Source organism: Pseudoalteromonas sp., assembly GCF_041629635.1.
Classification (GTDB): Bacteria; Pseudomonadota; Gammaproteobacteria; order Enterobacterales; family Alteromonadaceae; genus Pseudoalteromonas.
Window position 1 is genome coordinate 1 of record NZ_JBFKMX010000041.1, and the last position, 20315, is coordinate 20315.

General features: G+C 38.3%; 18 protein-coding genes. 3 read left to right on the top strand and 15 right to left on the bottom strand.

Annotated features, from left to right (window positions below; genetic code table 11):
- From ABYD77_RS08005 to ABYD77_RS08025, 5 genes are all read right to left on the bottom strand, one after another.
- The coding region (locus ABYD77_RS08005) for a histidine kinase (RefSeq protein WP_372768722.1) at nt 1-588 on the bottom strand (588 nt) is incomplete at its 3' end.
- A 162-nt stretch (nt 589-750) separates the two neighbouring features.
- Entirely contained in the window at nt 751-2307 is a 1557-nt protein-coding gene (locus ABYD77_RS08010) for a SulP family inorganic anion transporter (protein ID WP_372768724.1), read from the bottom strand.
- A gap of 172 nt (nt 2308-2479) precedes the next feature.
- Nucleotides 2480-2938, bottom strand: coding sequence for an Lrp/AsnC family transcriptional regulator (locus ABYD77_RS08015; protein ID WP_372768726.1), 459 nt, complete (start codon nt 2936-2938; stop codon nt 2480-2482).
- A 77-nt stretch (nt 2939-3015) separates the two neighbouring features.
- The gene (locus ABYD77_RS08020) at nt 3016-3660 is read right to left on the bottom strand and encodes an MBL fold metallo-hydrolase (protein ID WP_372768728.1); all 645 of its coding nucleotides are present in this window, start codon (nt 3658-3660) and stop codon (nt 3016-3018) included.
- A 3-nt stretch (nt 3661-3663) separates the two neighbouring features.
- On the bottom strand, nt 3664-5421 hold the full coding sequence (locus ABYD77_RS08025; protein WP_372768730.1) for a M14 family metallopeptidase: 1758 nt from the start codon (nt 5419-5421) through the stop codon (nt 3664-3666).
- A gap of 106 nt (nt 5422-5527) precedes the next feature.
- Here ABYD77_RS08025 and ABYD77_RS08030 point away from each other — a divergent pair, with 106 nt between their 5' ends.
- Entirely contained in the window at nt 5528-6355 is an 828-nt protein-coding gene (locus ABYD77_RS08030) for an SDR family oxidoreductase (RefSeq protein WP_372768732.1), read from the top strand.
- 249 nt (nt 6356-6604) lie between these two features.
- Here the strand turns inward: ABYD77_RS08030 and rplT are convergent, their stop codons facing one another.
- The 4 genes from rplT to thrS all read right to left on the bottom strand — a co-directional run bounded on the left by rplT (nt 6605) and on the right by thrS (nt 9881).
- Entirely contained in the window at nt 6605-6964 is a 360-nt protein-coding gene (rplT, locus tag ABYD77_RS08035; protein ID WP_010387194.1) for a 50S ribosomal protein L20, read from the bottom strand.
- Between the two features lie 15 nt (nt 6965-6979).
- Nucleotides 6980-7180 carry a 50S ribosomal protein L35 gene (gene rpmI, locus ABYD77_RS08040; RefSeq protein ID WP_010560234.1) on the bottom strand — a complete coding sequence of 67 codons (201 nt, stop codon included), beginning with the start codon at nt 7178-7180 and terminating at the stop codon, nt 6980-6982.
- 170 nt (nt 7181-7350) lie between these two features.
- Complete coding sequence (gene infC, locus ABYD77_RS08045) at nt 7351-7908, bottom strand: translation initiation factor IF-3 (RefSeq protein ID WP_372768734.1); 558 nt, start codon at nt 7906-7908, stop codon at nt 7351-7353.
- Nucleotides 7909-7970: 62 nt separating this feature from the next.
- The gene (gene thrS / locus ABYD77_RS08050; protein ID WP_372768736.1) at nt 7971-9881 is read right to left on the bottom strand and encodes a threonine--tRNA ligase; all 1911 of its coding nucleotides are present in this window, start codon (nt 9879-9881) and stop codon (nt 7971-7973) included.
- Nucleotides 9882-10111: 230 nt separating this feature from the next.
- On the opposite strand from thrS, the gene ABYD77_RS08055 reads away from it, so the two are divergent.
- The gene (locus ABYD77_RS08055; protein WP_372768738.1) at nt 10112-11032 is read left to right on the top strand and encodes a hypothetical protein; all 921 of its coding nucleotides are present in this window, start codon (nt 10112-10114) and stop codon (nt 11030-11032) included.
- Between the two features lie 99 nt (nt 11033-11131).
- Nucleotides 11132-11572 carry a DUF3010 family protein gene (locus ABYD77_RS08060; protein ID WP_372768740.1) on the top strand — a complete coding sequence of 147 codons (441 nt, stop codon included), beginning with the start codon at nt 11132-11134 and terminating at the stop codon, nt 11570-11572.
- 160 nt (nt 11573-11732) lie between these two features.
- Here the strand turns inward: ABYD77_RS08060 and ABYD77_RS08065 are convergent, their stop codons facing one another.
- From ABYD77_RS08065 to ABYD77_RS08090, 6 genes are read right to left on the bottom strand one after another with little or no spacing between them, the layout of a single operon-like run.
- Nucleotides 11733-13253: a glycosyltransferase gene (locus ABYD77_RS08065; protein WP_372768742.1), complete on the bottom strand. Its 1521-nt coding sequence runs from the start codon at nt 13251-13253 to the stop codon at nt 11733-11735.
- Complete coding sequence (locus ABYD77_RS08070) at nt 13243-14295, bottom strand: right-handed parallel beta-helix repeat-containing protein (protein ID WP_372768744.1); 1053 nt, start codon at nt 14293-14295, stop codon at nt 13243-13245. The genes ABYD77_RS08065 and ABYD77_RS08070 overlap by 11 nt, the downstream gene beginning before the upstream one ends.
- On the bottom strand, nt 14292-15608 hold the full coding sequence (locus ABYD77_RS08075; protein WP_372768746.1) for a nucleotide sugar dehydrogenase: 1317 nt from the start codon (nt 15606-15608) through the stop codon (nt 14292-14294). The genes ABYD77_RS08070 and ABYD77_RS08075 overlap by 4 nt, the downstream gene beginning before the upstream one ends.
- The gene (locus ABYD77_RS08080; RefSeq protein WP_372768748.1) at nt 15592-18048 is read right to left on the bottom strand and encodes a tetratricopeptide repeat protein; all 2457 of its coding nucleotides are present in this window, start codon (nt 18046-18048) and stop codon (nt 15592-15594) included. Before ABYD77_RS08080 ends, ABYD77_RS08075 begins: the two co-directional genes overlap by 17 nt.
- Nucleotides 18049-18052: 4 nt before the next feature.
- Nucleotides 18053-19420, bottom strand: coding sequence for an alginate export family protein (locus tag ABYD77_RS08085; protein ID WP_372768750.1), 1368 nt, complete (start codon nt 19418-19420; stop codon nt 18053-18055).
- Nucleotides 19410-20264 carry a hypothetical protein gene (locus ABYD77_RS08090; protein ID WP_372768752.1) on the bottom strand — a complete coding sequence of 285 codons (855 nt, stop codon included), beginning with the start codon at nt 20262-20264 and terminating at the stop codon, nt 19410-19412. The genes ABYD77_RS08085 and ABYD77_RS08090 overlap by 11 nt, the downstream gene beginning before the upstream one ends.
- Nucleotides 20265-20315 lie beyond the last annotated feature (51 nt).

Sequence of the window (20315 nt, forward strand, 5' to 3'; positions counted from 1 at the left end):
TGATACCATTTGATTGGCATTTTTATTTTCTTCAACCAGTATCAAAGTCGAAATTGCGTTCAGTGTGTTAAATAAGAAATGTGGGTTTAACTGATAGCGTAACATTTTAAGTTGCGCTTCATGTGCCATGGTATTCGCTTTAAGTGCGTTTTGTTTTTCGCCTTGTAGCAGTTGATAATATTTAATACCAAAGTACAAACCACTCCAACACAGCACAATGTAAACTGAATCTAGGCCTTGCTTAAAATAATAAAACCACTCATCTGGGCGATAACCGTGGCGGTATATTTCCCATAGATTAAATTTCTGAATAACAGACCAAGTCGTACCAATTACATAGGACGCAACAAATACAACGAAAATTAGTAATAGAGGTTTTGCATTCCAAATCTTACGATACAAATATCGAAGCGGAATGGTAAGTAAGCAACCAGCATAGGCATTTAGTACGATAACAAATACATAGATATCACGCATTTCGAAAACACGTGAACCAATATAGTTTACTAAGGCATAACCTACCCATCCGGCAATTTGTAATACCCAAAAAAACTTTTGTCTATCTTCTACTAGTCTTTGCCAGTTCAAAATTCTTACATTCATATATCTTTAGTAACTCTTATTATAAGAATGTGCCTCAAGAAAGGCACTGATAGCCATCCTGCTTTACGTGCAACTCATCGCATGGCAGTTGCAATTTGCCATAAAAAAAGCTGGCAGTAGCCAGCTTTTTAACTTTAAGGTTAATTATTAACCTAATTTATCAGATGCAACTTTGTATGTTGGATCTTCAATCACATTTACTTCCACTAAATCATTTGCGCGACTTAATAGTTTTTGACAGTCTTTAGAAACATGTCGTAAATGTAACTTTTTACCTTGCTTAGAATAGCGCTCGGCTAAGCTGTCGATTGCTTCAATCGCACTGTGATCAGCAACGCGACTGTGTTTAAACTCTACAATCACATCATTCGGGTCATTTTTTACATCAAATAATTCTAAGAAGTTCTTAACTGAACCAAAAAATACTGGACCATGTAATTCATATACTTTCGAGCCATTCTCATCAATATAAGAAGTTGTGTAGATATGTTTCGCATGCTCCCACGCAAACACTAATGCAGATACAATCACACCAACACACACAGCTACAGCTAAGTCAGAAATAACCGTTACACCCGAAACCAACACAATTACAAATGCATCTGTTTTAGGTACTTTGTTCATAATACGGAAGCTTGACCATTCAAATGTGCCAAGTACTACCATAAACATTACACCAACAAGCGCCGCAAGCGGGATCATTTCAATTAAGCTTGCAGCAAACAGAATAAACATTAATAGCATTAAGGCTGCAGTAATGCCTGATAAGCGTGAGCGGCCGCCAGAATTAATATTAATCATTGATTGACCAATCATCGCACATCCACCCATCGCACCAAAAAAGCCACAAGTAACATTTGCTGCACCTTGGCCAATACATTCTTGGTTACCATTACCACGTGTTTCAGTAATTTCATCAATAAGAGTCAGCGTTAATAATGATTCAATTAAACCAATCGCGGCAAGCACTAACGCGTATGGGAAAATAATCCATAATGTTTCAAGTGTCATTGGTACATTTGGAATATGAAATTCAGGTAAACCGCCTGCCATTGTTGCATTCGCATCACCTGTCATATCTTTTAAAAAATCGACGACTGTACGTGCTTCTAAATCTAGGCCAATAACCAAACCGGTTACCACCACAATCGCAGCAAGTGATGAAGGAATAGCGGATGTTAATTTAGGTAAAAAGTGAATAATAGCCATTGTTAGCGCTACAAGACCGGCCATAATATACATAGGCTCACCAGTCATCCATTGCATCTCACCGTTAGCGTCAGGGGCTTTAAACTGGCCAAGCTGCGCTAAGAAAATCACAATTGCTAACCCGTTCACAAAACCAAGCATTACAGGGTGTGGCACCATGCGGATAAACTTACCCAGCTTCATTACCCCAGCTAGGATCTGCAAAACCCCCATCAAGAGCACCGTTGCAAATAAGTATTCAACACCATGCGTCACTACCAAGCTCACCATTACCACGGCTAAGGCACCTGTTGCACCTGAGATCATGCCAGGGCGTCCACCAAATACAGCTGTGATTAAGCCAACAATAAATGCGGCATATAAACCAACGAGGGGTTCAACATGGGCAACGAATGCAAATGCAACTGCCTCAGGTACAAGGGCTAACGCAACTGTCAGACCTGATAAAATATCGTTTTTAGCCGACTTGGGGGCTTTGGATAATAAGTTAAACATGGATCTCCCATTGAATCGCACAACATTAAGCAAAATTTGCTGTTCTGAATTTATTTTAGTCTACTTTGAGGGCGCGAATTTTAGCAGAATGAGCGGTTTATAACAATTTAATAAAATTCACAAAAAAACCGCCTAACTGGCGGCTTTTAAAAAGATAAAACACGATATGTTATTAAATTGGTAACGATGTTGAGCGTTTTACACACGTCATAGTCACGTTTGAATGAACTTCCTGCACATAATCTAAGCTTAATAATTTATCACGTACAAACAGCTCATAACCTTCAATGCCTTTAGATATGATGCGTAACATAAAGTCCATGGTACCTGCCATAGTGTAACACTCTGTCACTTCATCATAACTTTGGATAAGCTCTTCAAACTCTGCTAACTGTGCACGTCCATGGCTTGAGAGTCTAACATGTGCATATACCAACATATCAAAGCCAAGTTTTTTCGGCTCTAAAATGGCAACTTTGCCTTTAATATACCCTTCTTGCTCTAAACGAGAAATACGGCGCCAACATGGAGATTGCGACAATCCTACTTTGTCTGCTATTTCAGCCGTTGATAAACTCGCGTCTTTTTGAATTAATGCGAGTATTTGACGATCTACTTGGTTTAATGACATAGCTTATTCTTAAATTAACTCATTAAGGATTAAATAATACTATAGAATTCAGATCTCGTCTGCCAATTTATTTATATTTAGCCAAAACGACCACTGGTAAATGGGTTCGTTTGTTTTTCATAACCCACGGTTGTGCAAGGCCCATGCCCTGGGAATACCGTATAGTCTTCTGGCAAACTGTAAATTTCAGATTCAATAGAATTTTTTAATTGTGCGGCATTGCCACCCGGAAAGTCAGTACGACCAACAGACCCTTTAAATAGCACATCACCTACAAATACACGTTTTGTTGTGTGTTCTACAAAGATCACATGGCCAGGCGTGTGGCCAGGGGTAAAGCGCACTTCAAGTGTCATATCGCCAAATGAAAAGCTATCACCCGCATCTAACCATTTCGTTGGTGTAAATACCTCAGCCATCGGAAAATTAAACATCTCACTTTGTCTCGGTAATGCATCGAGCCAAAACTTATCGCCAAGATGTGGACCGACAATATCGATATTGAATGTTTCTGATAATTGCTTTGCAGCGCCAACATGATCTAGATGACCATGGGTTAGCAAAATAGCTTTAACTTCTGCATTTGCAGCGTTTACTGCTGTGACTAACGTTTCAATATCACCACCGGGATCAACCAGTACTGCCTGCTTTGTTGTTTGGCACACAAGTAGATTTGCATTTTGTGCAAACGGTGTCACTGGAATTGTAAATACGTCTAACATCATTTACTCATAATCAATTAATACTGGGTAATGTAAATAACCACCATCATAGAATGGGGTTTTACTGTAAAGCCACTCTAAACGTTTTTTCGGGCTATTTTTAAACTCTTTATCTGCTGCCAGCTTATCTTCAAACTCTCTTTTTAATACAGCATTTTCTGCCAGCATTTTTTCTGCAAATGGCAAAAGCGCATAGTTTTCTGAATACTCTGTACGCTGGAAAATACTATTAAAGTAACCCCAACTAAAAAATGAGTCTTCTGCTTCTGGCTGTAACAAGTGCACTGCAAGTTTACCACTTATTTGCGCTGTGCTTATCTTAAAATATTGACTTAAATCGACACTGGCTACGTTTTGATAATCGAATTTACCGGATACTTGTAAACGACCTTCAAATGGTGCTTTGGCAAATTGATGATCGACCACTTTAATTTGTTTTAAGTGATCAACAACACCATAAGCACGTTCTAATTTAATGCCATGGTTTTGTAATTTTGCAGCTATGTTACTCCATGATTTTGGTAAATAATACGCAGTAGGCACCTTCACTTTTTCAACCACTTGCTCCCGCCAAAATATGGGTAATTTAGCGTAAGTTTTAGCTTTACCTGTGTAGCGTACTTCCTGTTGATTACTTAACTCACTGAAGAATTGCTCGTACTCAATTCCTAAGAAATCAATATGCTTAGGCGTTTTGCTATAACTTCGTGCAACCACTAATTCACGCGGCATAAAATCTTTTTCTATTTTAACAACACGGCGCAACTGGGTTAAATTGCTTGATACCGCATCAATAACACCGTCTAAAAACACATAAGTACCAAGTACACGCTGTTTATATGGTTTGAGTGAATGGTTTTCTAGCAAAATTGTCGGTAAATTATTAAGGTCGCCCCAACCATTTGAATAACGGGGTGTTGCCACCCACCCTGCCAAACCTTCACTTAGCTCGCGTTTGTTCATAACAAAGACTAATGGCCCTGGGGTATGACCAAAGCGCGTAAGCTTTGCATCTATAGCAGGGACGATTTTATCTTCAATAAACGCGGCAATTTTTGGTGATTCTGAGGCAAACTTCGGCGTCGAACCATACGTAATGTCGTACTGATAATCAGCGCCGTCAGTAACATGCATATCAACATACATATCCGGTTGATATTGATTAATCACACGCATAACAGCTTGAACACCCGGCGTTTCAAGCTTGGTATAGTCACGGTTTAGATTTAAATTGCGACCATTAGTGCGAAATCCCATTACCTCAGGACCACGTTGGTTAATGCGGTTAAAACGGCTTGCATTCTCGTGGCCATCCACATTTAGGATCGGAATAAACAGTAAATTTACACGCTTTAAAATGTCGTTACGTTGCCCCTGTGATATATCGCGAAGCAACATAAAAGTGGCATCTTTACCATCAATTTCACCTGAGTGAATACCCGCCTGCAGTAAGATGGTCGCTTTATTTTTATCGATTTGACCAGTTTCACTGGCGATTAGCATTTTTATTGACCGACCTGCGTCACTCGTACCTATAATATCAATTTTAAATTGGGCGCTATTCACACTCGCTAATTTATCAAGATACGCCATTGTATCTTGGTAATTGGGTGATACTAGACCATTTGAAAGTTCAAATTGGGTTGCAAGTGGATTAGTTGGTTGCAAAAGACGTTCACTTTGCCCTTGCCATGCTGCAAGTGGTGGTAAATGATCAACTGCAGAAAGGCTCGCAGTTAATAATAAAGCGTTTAAAAACATACGTGTTAATTCTTTATAATAATTTGGCTTTACGGTAATCAAATTAACTTGAATTTGCAATTGAACACGTTAAGGTAGGGCCAATTATTCTTTAAAATCAGAACATATGACTAAAACAGTACTAATTACAGGTAGTTCAAGTGGTATTGGCTATTACTGTGCAAAAGCACTCAGTGAACGCGGTTACAAAGTGGTTGCAAGTTGCCGTAAATTAGATGATGTTACACGTCTTCAACAAGAAGGCATTCACAGTGTACAGCTCGATCTTGCGAATGAAGCTAGTATTGAAAGTGGTTATCGCCAAGCACTCGATATTCTTGGTCATATTGATGTACTGTTTAATAACGGTGCGTATGGTCAGCCTGGTGCGGTAGAAGATTTACCAACACATGCGCTGAGAGATCAATTTGAAACAAACTTATTTGGTTGGCACCATTTAACCTGCATTGCTATAAAACATATGCGTGAGCGTGGTCAAGGCCGAATTATTCAAAACTCATCTGTTTTGGGTTTGGTAACACTACCCTATCGTGGTGCCTATAACGCCAGTAAATTTGCACTAGAAGGCTTAACCGACACACTGCGCCAAGAGCTATCTGATACCAATATTCAGGTCAGTTTAATTGAGCCAGGACCAATTGAATCGAAATTCCGTGATAATGCGTTAGCCGCATTTTTTAGTGCTAATATCGACGCTGAAAACAGTGCCCACTGTGAAAACTATTTAAAACAACAAGCGCGCCTTGAAGTAAAAGGTAAAGCACAGCCATTTACACTTGGCCCAGAAGCCGTTTATAAAAAGTTACTTCATGCCATAGAAGCAAAACGTGCAAAACCTCGCTACTACGTGACCTTCCCTACCTATTTATTTGGCTACTTAAAGCGTATTTTATCAACCCGCTTAATGGACAGCATTTTAACGAAATCGAGATAGGTTTCAGGCGAATTGTAACCAAAATAATATCGGGAATATTATTGAACAGTGATACTGGCCCAGAGGGTGTAAGGCAGGATGCCTGAAGTAACCGAAGTCTTGCAGTGCAATGAGGTGTGGTCAAGAATGACCGATCTAACCCAGCTTCATAGACGAATTACTAGAATCTATTCTCTATCCCATGCTATTCAAAAATTAAAAAAGGGAGCAAAAGCTCCCTTTAAATCTGTAAAGCGTTTTAATCAAAGATTAAGCAGCTAGACCTTCTTTTGCTTTAGCAACTAGTGCTGCGAAAGCTACTTGGTCGTATACAGCGATATCTGCAAGGATCTTACGATCGATTTCAACAGATGACTTCTTAAGACCGTTAATGAAACGGCTGTAAGATAGACCGTTCTGACGTGCAGCCGCGTTGATACGTGCAATCCATAATTGACGGAAAGTACGTTTCTTAGCGCGACGGTCGCGGTAAGCGTATTGACCTGCTTTAGTTACTGCTTGGAACGCTACGCGATAAACACGTGAACGTGCTCCGTAGTAACCTTTAGCTTGCTTTAAAACTTTCTTGTGACGTGCACGTGCGATAACACCGCGTTTAACTCTTGCCATGACTAAAAACCCCTATTAAGCGAATGGTAACATACGGTTGATAAGGCCGATATCGTTCTTATGAACCATAGCCTTAGGACGTAAGTGAAGCTTACGCTTAGAAGATTTCTTAGTCAGAATGTGACGTAAGTGCGCTTGTTTACGCTTGAAACCGCCTGAAGCAGTCTTTTTGAAGCGCTTTGCAGCACCTCTGTGGCTTTTTAATTTATAGCCCATTGCAATAACTCCAATTGATATTGCTTTAATATTCAGCAAGTAGGCGGAATTTTTATTCACTTTGCAGGCCTAACTTACTACCAATTACCGGTGGAACAAAGTTCACTTTAACCGGCTAAACAAGGTGGAGGCTTAAAGCCTCACTTTATACCTAGTTTATCTTTTGACTATTACTTTTTAGCAATAGGAGACATCATCATAATCATTTGACGGCCTTCCACTTTTTTAGGGAAAGACTCGACTTGAGCGATGTCTTGTAAATCGTCTTTAATGCGGTTTAATAAATCAATACCGATTTCTTGGTGCGCCATTTCACGACCACGGAAACGAATAGTAACTTTTGCTTTATCGCCCGCTTCTAAGAACTTAGTTAAACTGCGTAATTTAACTTGATAATCACCGATGTCAGTACCTGGACGGAATTTAATTTCCTTAATCTGGATCTGCTTCTGCTTTTTCTTTTGTTCTTTTTGTGCTTTGCTTTTTTCAAAGATGAACTTACCGAAATCCATTACTTTGCAAACAGGTGGCTCTGCATTTGGGCTAATTTCAACTAAATCAACACCGGCAGCATCTGCTTTTTCAAACGCTTCTTGCAAGCTAACTACGCCTAATGGCTCACCATCAAAGCCAACTAAACGGACTTCTTTTGCTGTAATTTCTTCGTTGATACGATTTTTTTGAGCTGCTGGGCTCTTTTTTCCGCCTCTAATGGTTCGTTCCTCCACGAAATACCAAGATTAAAAACAAGGTGCGTAATGTACATTATTTATACACACCTTGCACTATTTTATTTTCTATTATTAACTTCTTCAGCAAGCTTAGCAACAAAGTCTTCAACTTTCAGTTTGCCAAGATCTTCACCAGTTCGTGTTCTTACTGCTAGTTCTTGTTGTTCTACTTCTTTATCACCAATCACTAACAAGTAAGGAATACGTTTTAAAGTATGCTCACGAATTTTAAAGCCAATCTTCTCATTTCTCAAGTCAGCACAAGCTCTAAATCCAAGATTATTCAATTTTTCTACAACTTCTGTCACATATTCAGACTGTTTGTCGGTAATATTCATTACTACAACCTGTTTTGGTGCCAGCCAAGTTGGGAATAATCCAGCATATTCTTCAGTTAATATACCGATAAAACGCTCGATTGAACCTAGAATCGCACGGTGGATCATAACTGGTGTTTTACGTTCGTTATTTTCCGCAACATAAGTTGCGCCTAAACGACCTGGTAATGCGAAGTCTAGCTGTACTGTACCACATTGCCACGCACGTTCTAAACAATCGTATAACGTGAACTCAATTTTCGGACCGTAGAATGCACCTTCGCCTGGTAAATATTCGAACGCAATACCATTTGCATCAAGTGCGTCAGCCAGTGCTTTTTCTGACTTATCCCACATTTCGTCTTCGCCAATGCGCTTTTCAGGACGCGTTGATAGTTTTACAACGATTTTTTCAAAGCCGAATGTTTCGTATGTGTCGTATACCATTTTGATACACGATGATACTTCTTCCATTACCTGCTCTTCTGTACAGAAAATGTGAGCATCATCTTGCGTAAAGCCACGTACACGCATTAGGCCATGAAGTGCACCTGAAGGTTCGTTACGGTGACAACAACCAAACTCCGCCATACGCAGTGGTAAATCACGGTATGATTTTAAACCTTGGTTAAAGATTTGAACGTGACCTGGGCAGTTCATTGGCTTGATTGCATATTCACGCTTTTCAGATTCAGTGGTAAACATCGCATCGCCATATTTATCCCAGTGACCTGATTTTTCCCAAAGTACACGGTCCATCATTAATGGGCCTTTTACTTCTTCGTATTTGTATTCGCGCAGTTTTTCACGCACAAAATCTTCTAGTTCGCGGTAAATGCTCCAGCCATCGTTATGCCAGAATACCATACCTGGCGCTTCTTCTTGCCAGTGCCATAAATCGAGCGCTTTACCAATTTTACGGTGGTCACGCTTTTCCGCTTCTTCTAGACGCTTTAAGTACGCTTTTAATTGCTTTTTATCTGCCCATGCTGTGCCGTAAACACGCTGCAGCATTTTATTCTCAGAATCACCACGCCAGTATGCACCAGCTACCTTCATAATTTTGAAATGGTGACAGAATTTCATATTAGGTACGTGCGGACCACGACACATATCAATGTATTCTTCATGGTGGTATAAACCCGGTGTGTCATCACGGCTAATGTTTTCGTCTAAGATTTCAATCTTGTATGTTTCGCCACGCGCTTCAAACGTATCGCGTGCTTCTTGCCATGACACAACTTTTTTTACAACGTCGTAGTCTGTTTTAGCAAGCTCTAACATGCGCTTTTCTAGTTTTTCTAGATCTTCCGCTGTTAATGAGTGCTCCATATCGATGTCATAGTAAAAGCCATTATCGATAGTTGGACCAATCGCCATTTTTACATCTGGGTAAAGTTGTTTAATTGCATGGCCTAAAAGGTGAGCACATGAGTGACGAATGATTTCTAAACCATCGTCGTCTTTTGCGGTAATGATCTCCAGTTGGCTATCTTCGGTAATTAGCTGACATGCGTCTACACGCTCGCCATTAATACGGCCAGCGATGGTTGCCTTGGCAAGGCCAGGACCTATGTCTAGTGCTACGGCTAATACAGAAACAGGGTTTTCAAATGCTCGTTGTGAGCCATCTGGAAGAGTAATAATTGGCATGTTTAATCCTTGCTACAGTGGTGATGCCTACAATGCATCACGTGCAGTTAATTTGTAAGTCCAGTATTTAAAACACTTTTACAATAAGTGTGGTTACTTAAATACTCGGCTCATGAAAGTAAAGCAGTTATTTTAACTAGCAAATTATGAAATACAAGGAGAAAGCGCAATGATTGACTAATTTTCCAAAAGCCACATACTTAAGTCAATCTTATGAAGAAGTAAACATAATGTCATTGACCATCGCCACGCTTAATTTATGTAATTATTGTGCACCGCCTTATTGCTTTTATGATTTTGAATCGAGCTATACAAAATCACAGTGGCAGCAAAAGCAATCTTGGCTTTATGAAATACTAACCACTAGCTCACCTGATGTTGTTTGTTTTCAAGAAGTCTTTTCAGTTATTGAATTATGTGAGTTAATTGCGCCACTGGGCCTTTGTCACTTTGCTACCTGTGATGAAGCGGTGTTAGATGCAAATAACCCCTACCTCTTTAAACGCCCAATAGTATTAATTGCATCAAAATACCCGCTCACAAAAGTTCGCAGAATAAACCACCCCACTTTTTTGAAAATGGCACCGCTATCGAGAGAAGTCATAAACTGTGAGATGGAGCACCCTAAATATGGCCACATTAGGCTCTATGGCACACATTTAAAGTCAAAACGTGCCACTGATTTTATTGAGGAACATCCAAAGTACCAAGCTATGCCAGCAGATTGCATTCAACATATTGGGCGTTTGCTTTCTGATAAACAGCGTAGTGATGAAGCAATGGCGCTTTATTTCGACTTTATCACTCAGCAAGTTATTAATCCTTTAGCCACATTTATTATGGGTGATTTTAATCAGCAAGCGATTCAATCTAACTTAGCTTTCTTTACCGAACATACTGAGTTTAAAGACAACCTAGATGTAGACCTTAAATTACTCGATAGTTTTTATCTCAGCTCTTTATTAACCCGTAAACCGACGCACTATTATTATGGTAATGGCAGTGTGCTTGATTATATTGTTTGCCCTGAATCGATTTTAAGTCAGTTGAATTTAAAAGAGCTTAATTTTAATGTGCAGGATAGTCACATAAGCCAAGATGAAATTAATGTCACCACTGATCACGCAATGGTCACAATCACCCTTTGCTAACATTTAATGTTATTTGCTAACGCATTTCCTTGTTATGCGCTAATGTTATTTGCTAACCCTGTGGTAAACTAGCCAAAATTTTTAGTTAGGAATGCCCCAATGAGAACATGTGGTGTTGAAATTAAAGGCTCTGAAGCCTTAATTTGTGTATTAGCAAAAGACAACGACGTATTTGATATTCGCGATGTACGTCAAACGCGTTTTGTTTTACCAAATAGTAAAGATGCTGAATCAATTCGTAAGTTTCAATTTGATTTTGCTAAATTAATGCAAGATTACCAAGTTGATACGATTGCAATTAAAGAGCGTCAACAAAAAGGTAAATTTGCAGGCAGTGCGCAAGGGTTCAAATTAGAAGCTGCATTGCAACTTATCGACGGTATGCGTGTTGTGTTACTCAACCCAACTGAAATGAAAGAGCAATTAAAGAAAAACCCAATCCCAATTGATTTTGAGGATACCGGTCTTAAAAAGTTTCAAGAAACAGCTTTTGTAACCGCGTATATTGAACTCACTCATCGTACTTACAATAAATTTTAACTTGAAAATAAAAACACAATTAAATCAGCTTAATTACTTGAATTTGATACAAAGAGTTAAAGGGAGTTAACTCTATTAAATACACATTTTCATTATCATTGTAGTGTCTACATACTTTACAACACAGTAATTAAAAAGTTTTAATTATGGCCTTATTAGCTTAACTAAAATAATAGCTAATAAAGGCTTGTATATCATATGTCGTCAAGACCCCTGCAATAAAAGCCACAACGGTCAAAAATATGGAAGCGGATCCAAGTAAAGCAATATTCGACCCAAATGTTCTAATAAAATGCTCTAGACGATTTCCAGAATCTTTCAAAGTTGTTTTTTGTCGCGTCCAAACTTGTCTGTACATATGACTCAGGACGTAGATTTTTACCATAGAGCCATAGATCTGACTAAAATAAAGTAGTATCGGCCAACTTAATGAAAAGTGTCCATGGAGCGTACTTAACAATGCAGAAAGCAGATAACGAGTTAGCAGAATCCAAAAAGCAAAAGCATAAAAAATCGTTTCTCCGTAATATAGGCCGCCCATAATAGCTAACACAAGGCCGAAAAGTGAAGTCCAAATACTGATTAGCTGATCACGCAAGAGCCACCATACATAACTCCCCATCACCACTCTAGGTAGTTGCCTTGCACAAGTATTTGCTCTAAGCATATTGCCAAACCAACGTACCATTAATAATGTTGCCCCTTTTATAAAATTATTATGTGGTGGCTGCTCAATAGTTAGTACTTTCACATCAGGAACATAAAGCATTTGCCAGCCATCCTTTAAAATTTGAAACCAAGAGGATTTATCATCACCAGTTAGAAATCTAAAACGGCCCAACCGCCAATGGTCAATATAGTCAAACTCAATACGATCTATAAACTCTGAACTACCAACAATGTCACCACGAAACATTGACATTCTGCCTGTTAATGTCAAAACCCGGTTACTAAGGGCAACAGAACACATAAATTCATGACGTTGAGCAAAACGAAGGTTATACCAACGACGATAAATAGCCAAAGTACGTGAGCTTTGAGTAAGCTCGCACGATTCATTGGTCGTCAAGGCTCCCAATTTAGGGTTAATACTGAAAAACCGATAACAGTTTTTTATGCAATTTTCGGTTAAAACACTATCCCCATCGACCACTGCAACTACCGCACTTTCCAGATCGACTTGTGAATTTGATATAGCCCTGAACCCTACAGCGAGTCCGTCCCGCTTTCCACTGCCCTTGATCCGAACCAGTTTGAGCGATACACGTAATGGAGGTGCACTATTATAAAATATTTGTTTAATAAGCCTTTCATCACTTGGCTCAACGATAGATGCGATAATTGTCACAGGCTGTTTAAGTCTGATAGCTTCCGCGATAGCTGACTTATAAACTAATATTGACGTATCCGTTTCAATACGAAACGAGGTCACTAGAATAAAAATATGTTTAGGATCTGCAATTTCACCAATTGCTTGTTCTTGTTGTCTAAGACGTTTAAACTTCACTTTTAAAAAGAATAATGCTCTTATAAAATGCTGCAAAGCCCATAAGTAACGCCAAATAGCGACTACACCTATAAAAAAAATAAATCGAATTGAGTTCGAGTCAAAATAATAGCTAGGCAGTGCAAGCGCCATAGCCGTAAGAAGTAATAAAAAAAATAAATGCTTATTTGGCATAATAATTACACCTTACAATTGAAGAACCATCAATACCTGGACCAACCCTAATAGCTTTAGTTCTATTGTTTCCCTGTATTTTATTTTTGCAAACGTTGGCTTGAGGCCAGTTCATAATTTTAATAGCAGAGTGTTGATTTTCTATCAATTCATTGTGTTCAACTATGTTATTGATAGCTAAACTTTCAACATCTGCACCAATGCGTATGCCAGCGCCTTGATTACTGACTATGGTGTTATATTTCACTAGATTATTTGATGAACGAATCGAAATAGCGCCAGAACGATGCGCCAAAGCGTTAGCGCAATAATTGTAAAATATGCGTGTATAATTAGCGCCTTCTTTTAAGTCTATACATTCAGAGCCATATACATTGATTTGATTGCCAACAACGTGATTAAAAACACTTTCGTCTACTTTCCCAAGTGGTAATTGCTCAGGCGCAGTACCTATATAGATAGCCTCGCCATTTTGCTGTCCACCGCTAAATTTATAGTCTTCAATACCACAGTGAGTAATATGATTATTAGCAATAAGAGACAAGGAAACATTTTTAAATCGAATACATTCACCTCTTGCATTACTTACCTTCAGTGACTTTATTTGTATACCTTGCAATTGATGGCCAGTTTTTGCCGCCACATAGATTAGTTTATTGGCAAAATTAGATTTCAGTTGTGGGCTGCCAGCTAGACCATTAATCTCAAATCCTTCTAATCTAATGTAACTATGTGAAATAGCGACGACTCGATTTCGATTCTTTTCATTACCTACTAGCTTAGAATCATCAGTGCCAACAATACTAATTGGCGCATCTGCTGAGCCAGAACGAACAGTCTCGATATTTTGAGTATAAGTACCAGGTAACAATCTCAAGGTGTCTCCTGGACGCATTATTTCGACAATTAACTGAATGCTCTTCTTTGCATTACTTGGACTTGTACCACTCTTTGTATCATCACCCAGTGGTGAAACAAAAAACAATGATGCCATGCTGGGTATAGGTAAACATCCTAACATTAGCCAAAATAAAATTTTCACCAGCAAATGCCTTGATAGTTTGCTTTATTGCCCGTAAAGCCGATATTAACAAGATCAACGACAATTTGATTTGGTGTAACTAGATTGGGGATTTCATAGAACTCTTCACTGTTATTTCCAATGATAACGACATCACCTTGTTCTAATGTTGTAGTAAAGTCATCGCTAATATAATCTACTAGATGCCCTAAATACTCTGCCATTACTCTACCATTAACTTCTTTATCCAAGCTGTTACGAACGTGTTTGTCATAAATTGTAACGCGATACCCCTTACCTATTAGACGCTCAGCTAAACGGATCAATGGACTTTCTCTTACATCATCGGTGTCACTTTTGAAAGCAATCCCCATTAGCGCAATATTACGTACACCGGGAGGAGTAACCATTTCGTAGGCTCGATCAATATGATAATAATTGGATTTTTGGATAGAGGATAAAATAGGTAGCCTTAAACCAAGTTGTTCTGCAACAAACAGTAAGCCACGTAAGTCTTTTGGTAAACATGAACCACCAAAAGCAAAGCCTGGTCTAAAATACGCAGGTGAAATATTCAATTTTTTATCTCGGCAAAAAATATCTATCACTTCTTGGCTGTCTACACCAAGCATGCGGCAAATACTTGCAACTTCATTTGTGAACACTACTTTAAGTGCATGCCATGTGTTATCGATATACTTGATACATTCAGCCACATCTATACTTGTTTCAATAAAAGGAGCTTCAACAAAACGGTAGATCTCTTTTAATTCACTAGCGACAGACGCATTTTCGCCACCGACTACCGTTTCTGGAGGATCCATAAAATCATTTATAGCAGAGCTTTCTCTCAAAAACTCAGGGTTTGCTACATAGTGAAAATCCCTACCTAAACGCTCACCTAATTTTTCTTTTAAAATTGGCAGGATTACATTCTTTGCTGTGCCAGGTGGCACCGTACTTCGCATAACGATAATGTGTTGTGATTTGTGGGCAACTAAAGCATCGACAATATTAATTATAGTGTGCTTTACAGCTGATAAATCCACCTCCCCAGATTTCAAACTTGGCGTACCTACTGAAATAAAGCTAATATCACTTTCCACCAGTGCTTCAACATAATCTGTCGTAGCCTTAAAGCTTTCAGTTTTTAACATATTAAGCAATAAATCAGTTAAACCGGGTTCATAAAAGCAAGGATCACCATTATTTATTTTTTCGATCTTACCCTGGTTATTATCGACACCGATCACTTGATTCCCCTGCTGAGCTAAACAGGCCCCGGTTACTAAGCCAACATACCCTAATCCAAAAACACTAATTTTTTTGTTCATGGCTCTTCACTCCGAGTAACTGATTGATTGTCAATGTTGCAATTTGTGGTCTTTTGATTGAATTTGCTTGCTCAATGGCTACATCAACTTGTTCTAGCTCCTCTATAAGCATAGTTTGCTTCAGTAAAACGTCTAACGCACCTTTCGTTTGGTTAACTGCAGCTAAATAAGAAAACATTAGCCCTTCGGTTTTGTTAACCGATACACCTTTACCATTGAAAAGCCGAGTACTATAAAGTAACTGCGCTCTCCCATGACCTATCATAGCGAGTTCATTAATCAACTGGGTAGATTCAATCACTACTTCACCTGCTCTTTCCTCGAGCAGTAAGGCGTACTCATATTTTGCATCTTGATATCCCTCAAAACTACTTAGTTGATACCAATATAAAGCCTGTTCTAACCAATCATTGGTTAGCTTTTCTTTTAGTTCATGATACATAGATGCAAGGTAAAACTGAGCTTCAGGTTTACCTTGTAACGCTTGTTTCATAAGAATCTGATACGCAATATCTATATCTTCTGATGTTTTGTGTTCAAGATAAATTAATCGAGCCCAAGGCAAATATGCACCTAAATAACCTTGTTCAATCGCTTGCTGATATAATATTCTCGCCTTTTCTGAATCTTTTGGGAAAAATTTACCACGTTCATATAACTTGGCCATTCTTGAGGTTGCCGCGCCGACTCCAAGACTACTAAGTAAGCTATATTCAGCTATAGCTATTTCAATATTTCTATCGATGCCAATTCCTTCCAACATTAGATCCGCAAGTCTTAAACGAGCGGGAACGTAACCTTTATTTGCTGTTTGTTGATACCAAAATAATAGTTCTGGGGGAATTGAATTCTTTCCTATGTAACCTTCCAATTGTCTTGCTAGTTTAAAACTTTCATCGACACGTCCCGACAAATCAAGCTGTTTAAGTATGGATTGAGCTTTATGAAAATCATATAGTTCGCTATTAGGGTCACTATACAACTCATATAATTTGAATATCGCTTGTTGCCGACCCTGTTTAAGTGCCATTAAGAAGTAACGTTCACTCTCAGTAATGTTGTATTTATTCCATCTGTTTGTTCTGTAAACATTTGCTAACAGCATTTGAGCATCAGGGTGATGCTTTTCAGCTAAATGTTGCAGTGTAGCTATTGCTTCTTCTTGCGATTGAGCACTTATTGCTCCATACAATACACCTTTGATGAGTCTGATCTTTCCTTTAACAAACCCAGAATTAGCACTTATGAAATACCAATTGTAAGCTTCTTTCGATAATTTTGAATTTGTATCTTGTTGTTCAATAATACTGGCGTAATTAAATGCAGCACTCGCAAGTCCCTTTGATGCAAACCGATAATAGATAGATTTTGCTAGCTCTATATCTCGCTTGACGCCTAACCCTTGAAGATACATATTAGCGATACGTAATTGAGCATTTTCAAACCCTTGCTCTAAAGCAAGTTCGTAATAATCATTAGCCTTTTCATAATCAAGTGAAAGATATTCTCCATCACGAAAAAGATCTCCGAGTTTAGCACTGGCATTACCTAAACCAGACAACGATAATTCTGAATACATTTTTATCGCTTTATCAGGTGATTTTTGTATACTTTCACCATGTAAATAAAGATCTGCCATACGCAATTTAGCAAGCACATAACCTTCATTCTGAGCACTTTGATATAACTCAATTATTTCTTGAGAAACAACCTTTGAATTTCGTTGCAAAAACGAAGCTAATTTAAATTTTGCGCTTGCTTGATTATTAGAAGCAAGCCGTCGAAGAATACGCTCAGCTTCCTTTATGTTTTGTTCAACACCAATGCCATATTCTAAATCATGTACTAATTGTTCCCCCGCCTTGATATAGCCAGAATAAAAAGCTTTTTTATTCAGCCTATACGCTTCTTCTAGGTCTTGTTCTAGATGTAACCCGATTCTAAAAATCGAAGCTAGGTAATAACTTGCCTCAGCGTGCCCTTTTTGTACCAATTTATTTACTGAATCGAGCGCTTGAATCGTATCTTTTTCATAGTATATGCCTTCTAATTTAAGCTGTGATTGTAATAGCAAAGCGTCTTGATTACCTTGACTAACGTAATGCTCCAAGTGGGTTATCAGTGTCCGTTTAAAATCATTAGGCGTGTCATGAATAGAAATGAAGTGAGCTAGCTGTTTAAAGTTTTTTGTATAACCGCTTTGATGTGCCAAATTATAGTAGAAAATAGCTTTTTCTATGTCGATATCTTGCTCTGCTTTACCTTCTAAATAAAGTTTTGATAATTGCGCGTAAGCTTCAGGAAAGCCTTTATCTGCGAGTGTCTGCCATTGTGTTCTCGCACTTTCAACATCATTATTTTGATAAGCAAGTTTCGCACTGTACAAATCAGCACAACTTATTAATAAAAGACACAAAATAGCTGGTATTACACGCTTCATAAAGCTACCAACGCTTAATCAAATTGAAATAAATACGATGGCCAGACGGCCGCTCTAGTTTACCGCTAAATGCATCCCCAGCTTTAAAGTAGCCAATAGTAGATTCAACAAACCAATCATTTGTAAACTGTTGAGACCAACTAATATCTGTTGCCCAACCTATATCCTTTGAAATTCCTGTAAGCGGAATGTTTTCTCTGAATTCTAACGTATTTTTTCTAGCTTGATTTTGATCATACTTGTAATAAGAAATTTCAATCCAGTTTTCGGGCGAAAATTGATATGCAGTGGCAAATGTTAATATTGATAAATTCGACAAACGTGGCGCTATCACCTCGCCATACATTCTTCTTTTTTGTTGACCTAACACCCGGCGACGATTGCTAGCAATAGAAGGTTGTACAAATAATCCGCTTTTTTCATTAAATTGTGAATCACCAGAAGCATTATCGAGCGAAGCCATAAATGAAAAATGACTTTTTTCAGGTTGCCAAAGCGACCCTAGACGATAAGCTTTGCCAAATTCCATTTTTTGGGTATCAAATGTGTTTACTGATTCATTAAAAGCGAGTTTTCTTTCACCAAAAACCCCAGCAAATTCCAACCAATAGTCAATCTTAAAAGCTGAAAAATATTTAAGACCGTAAGCTGAAAAACGTAACCAATTGAGTTTAGATGTATCAACAAATGAACGTGCATTAAACAAAGTATCATCTACAAGGGAGTTATCAAAGTCTTCATAAAGATAACTAAGTGACAAATGATGCCCGTAATACCATATATAGTCTGTTTCAATACCAAAGTAATAACTGCCAGAGGTTTCAATACGCTGCTCATCATCAAGTGCATTAACGCCTGCGCCAAAACGACCATCCCAAAGCCACTTAGCAAAAAAAGCGGTGAAATCAATTAATGTAGAATCTCCATTAAACTCAACAAATTCGATTTCATCGTCATATAACCAAGAGTGTCTGCTGACAATCCGTTTCCTACCTATTTCAGCTTTCCAGTAAGGCGAATCAAATAAATTTTCTTTAACTAAATTGAGCTTTTTCAGTTCAATAAAAGCAGTATTGTCTTCTTCTATTGGATTAAATCCATTGCGATATTGAAAGATCCCCCTCACATCCACGTCAATTAGCCAATCATTAGAAAGTAAGCGATTATATTTTAGACCCATAAAGACCCGTATATCATCGGCATCACTGTGCGCGCGATCAGTCAAGGTTGGTTTATGGTAATAATACCCCTTAATACCTGCATACTTTTCGTAAGAACTCTCGGGCTCATCCTCTAGTGCGAAAAGCTGAAAGCTAACAATCGCTGCCTTTGCGCAGAAAGCAAACACTACATATAAAGATTTATTTTTCACCAAAGCCACCTTTTTCAATCATTTCAATCAACTGTTCTAGTTCTATCTGCTGTGATGGTAATCTGTATCGATTGAACTGCTCGAGTAGTACACCAATTTTCGATAATTGTTTATCGATTAGCATGTTACGTTGTAAATCGCTCAATTTATTGCTTTCTTGAGCGAGCGATTGGTGCCTTTGATTCTTTTCTTTTTCGTCACTATTATTGAACGGCTTTTTGTTAAACATGGGATGAGACAATTTACGCACGTTTGTTTGTGTTACTAATTGTTGGTAACCGTCATGAGAATTAGAAATAACTGCCGCTACCGTATGTTTTTGCGATTGAAAAGAACTAATTACATTTTGCAAACTGGTAACTTGGTGGTACTTAAATTGGCTAAAAAAAATGTTGTCTGAAAAATCTAGCTTGTGTATTGAGGCATCACAATTTATTACCCAGGACTCACAATCTAACGGTTGTTTTAACGATAATGTACGATATGCACTATTATAAGCATCAATATAGGCTTGTTCAGGAAGAGAGAGTAGACCAGGTAATAATGTGAAGTCCGAGATCGCTTTTTCGTTACCTAACATAGCCGCACGGGCTATCAATTCCAATCCTTTTTCTCGAGGCATATTAGGTTGCGTCAAGTACAGATAACCTAAGCGATAAGTTGCATTCTCTTTTCCACGAATAGTTGCCCATTCTAAAAAGTACTGTAATTCTTGAATATCACCTTTAGGTTCCAATCGGAGTTTATCTAATAACCTCTCTAAATATATATCTTGTGCCCGTACATGCCCAGAAAGTGCTAATTCCTTCAGTACTTCATTTTGCTTGTCAATTCGCTGTTGCACTGAAGCAGCTTCAATACTAAATAAGGTAAAATAAAGCAAAGTTACCAACAT